Annotated in this window: 2 protein-coding genes; both read right to left on the reverse strand. The window is 42.7% G+C overall.

The genetic code is table 11. The features are described from left to right. Positions 1-287 precede the first annotated feature (287 nt). Positions 288-1,718: a glucosyltransferase domain-containing protein gene (locus VSR74_RS23125; RefSeq protein ID WP_347796828.1), complete on the reverse strand. Its 1,431-nt coding sequence runs from the start codon at positions 1,716-1,718 to the stop codon at positions 288-290. Next, positions 1,715-2,635, reverse strand: coding sequence for a glycosyltransferase family 2 protein (locus tag VSR74_RS23130; protein ID WP_347796829.1), 921 nt, complete (start codon positions 2,633-2,635; stop codon positions 1,715-1,717). The genes VSR74_RS23125 and VSR74_RS23130 overlap by 4 nt, the downstream gene beginning before the upstream one ends. Positions 2,636-2,686 lie beyond the last annotated feature (51 nt).

Below are 2,686 nucleotides of genomic sequence, written 5' to 3' on the forward strand. Positions count from 1 at the left end.
TGCTGAATTTGCCGCGGGCTGGCGAAACGGGAAATATGAAGAAAAACCAACCGACATTACTAACTGAATGTTGTATCTAATCCTGGGGGCAGGTCTGTCTGTTTAGTAGCAGGATTATTCACCAAAGCGCGACAACATCTCAGGTACAGTTCTCTGGGATACTTGCAGCTCAAGGACATACGCTTGCCTCAGGCATAACTCTGGCGAACAGAGGATCAACTGGAATTACCGAAACGTCCATATTTATGGGATATAAGGCCTAAATGCCGCCCGAAAGGGCGGCTACATCATTCACAGAACTTACCAGAAAAAGACACGATAAGGATATCGTTAAAGGATTTTGTATAAAACAACTCCCCTTTCTTCCAGCGCCCTTTACCGCATGATTCTCTGAAGATCGTCTCCTGTTCCTGCATGGTTATCATTCTGAAACGAGAAGAGTTTCTGTGCAGGTATACCTGAGCCCATCCATTTCCTCTGCGCATGTAATTAGGCACAAGATTATCAATCAGTGGATAAACTTTTGATGCCATAACGAACTCACGCGGTCTGGGCTGCTCTCCATATATAGCCACCTTTTGTATATCACCATCAACCTCACTCATTATCTTTGAGTAATAAACAGTGTTTAGGTTGTCTTGTGAAGAAAGCGCGTTCGCAAACAAAGAGCAAAACAGCAATGAGCAAGCAACAGTTAATGATGTGAAGGTGTTTTTTAATCTTAGAGATAGCTCATAATGCTTTATAAATAACGCAAAGCAAAATACAACTACAAGAGGGAACGATATCAGGGTTCTTGAATTAAACCATGGCGTTAGCAGTACCGCATTAAGTATAAATGAAATAACCACAAGAGATAGAAGTGAAAGTGTGTATATTGCAGCGAGAGCAAAAGACAGTCTGATTGCTTTTATACAAGCCAAACAAAAAGCAAGAAATGCTGTTGCATATAAAACTTTTGTCACTCCAGAGGCAGACCACGACAGCAGTTGAATGGATCTGAATAAATTGTATTTCAGAAGGCCTGCAGGATCTTCTGATGATGTAAAGAATTCAGACCGTGCCACTCCGCCAGTGAGTTTATTGATTAATATAAAAGATAAGACTGAAACAACAAATATAATTGCACAAATTGATAAGGATTTTGTAAGTTTTATAAATGATTCATAATTATATGCGGCATAAATAACAGCCATACCTACATACGTTGAAACTGAAGGCTGATATAAGTACGAAGAAGTAATAATGCTCACAAATGATACTAATGCAAATGCTTTAATGTTTAAGTAACACACAAAAGGTAGCACTGCCAATGCAAGAGATAGTGCCATTGTTATGGAATCAAACCTGTATGTTAAGTTAGAAACCATAAATGGTGATGACAGCATTGCAGCAGAGATTAGAACTATGTTTTGCGTTCCTTTTATGCTTAGTGACCTGGCTATCAACACTCCACACAGCCCAGTTAAGATAGCTGCGAAGATGTTTGTCCATGGGTAATAATCAAGTACCCCGTTGCCCAGGCTCAACATCTCGAAGAAATAGTTGGCAAGGAACCTGCCATCACCAGACCAGTTAAAATCCCTTATAGTTCTTGTATTGTCATCAATATATATTGAGCCAGTTAGAATTATTGGGAGAATCAGCAATAGCGACAGGCCAATGCTTAACCAAATGGCTTTATTTTCTTCCTGAAAGTAATGAGAAAGACTTTTCATTTGTTACCCTTTTTCAGCAGGTAGCGAGGTCGCCCTTTGCTTTCCATATAAATACGTCCTATGTACTCGCCCAGCACACCAATGCCAATTAACTGCACACCACCAAGGAACAATATTGAGACAAGAAGGGATGGATATCCTCGCACCGCGTTACCAAACGCCAGGGTGTCTACAATCATCCATGCGCCGTAGATGAATGCCAGGCCGGCAACAAAAAGACCAATATACGTCCACATGCGAAGCGGAAAAGTAGAGAAACTGGTGATGCCTTCAAGAGCAAGGTTCCACAACTTCCACCCGTTGAATTTCGTGCTGCCTGCGACGCGTTCTGCGCGTGCATATTCTACGACATCAGTCCGGCCACCGACCCAGCTCAGAACACCCTTCATGAACAGGTTTCGCTCTGGCATGAGCTTGATATTTTCCACGACCTCACGGGACATCAGACGAAAATCACCGACGTTTTCCTCGATCTTCGGATTACTGATTTTGTTGTGCAGCTTATAAAACCACTCGGCAGATTTACGCTTCAGTCTGCTATCTGTAGAGCGATCAGAGCGCTTAGCCAGAACCATATCTGCCCCGGAGTGCCACTTCTCAATCAGGTGAGGGATGACTTCAATCGGGTCCTGCAGGTCGACGTCAATTGGGATGACGGCTTCACCTGTTGCATGATCAAGACCAGCAAATAGCGCAGGCTCTTTACCGAAGTTACGCGTGAAAGACAGTGGAAACACAAGCGGATCAGCAATGGCAAGCGTGTTAATAATGGACTCTGTCGCGTCCTTACTGCCGTCATTGATGAAGACGATTTCAACTTCATGCTGCTGAAGCCCTTCAAACTCGCGCACGGTTTTATAGAAGATTGGTATTGCTTCCTCTTCATTAAAGACCGGAACGACCAGAGAAATTTTCATTTCGCTTCCCTAAAGACAATGAACTTAGAATAGAAAAAGCCACACACAAGA

The sequence above is a fragment of the Pseudocitrobacter cyperus genome, assembly GCF_039889165.1.
Taxonomy (GTDB): Bacteria; Pseudomonadota; Gammaproteobacteria; order Enterobacterales; family Enterobacteriaceae; genus Pseudocitrobacter; species Pseudocitrobacter cyperus.

What these genes read in the sequence shown, in the direction of transcription:
- VSR74_RS23125 (WP_347796828.1), bottom strand. Translation starts at nt 1,718, where the DNA reads ATGAAAAGTCTTTCTCATTACTTTCAGGAAGAAAATAAAGCCATTTGG.
- VSR74_RS23130 (WP_347796829.1), bottom strand. Translation starts at nt 2,635, where the DNA reads ATGAAAATTTCTCTGGTCGTTCCGGTCTTTAATGAAGAGGAAGCAATA.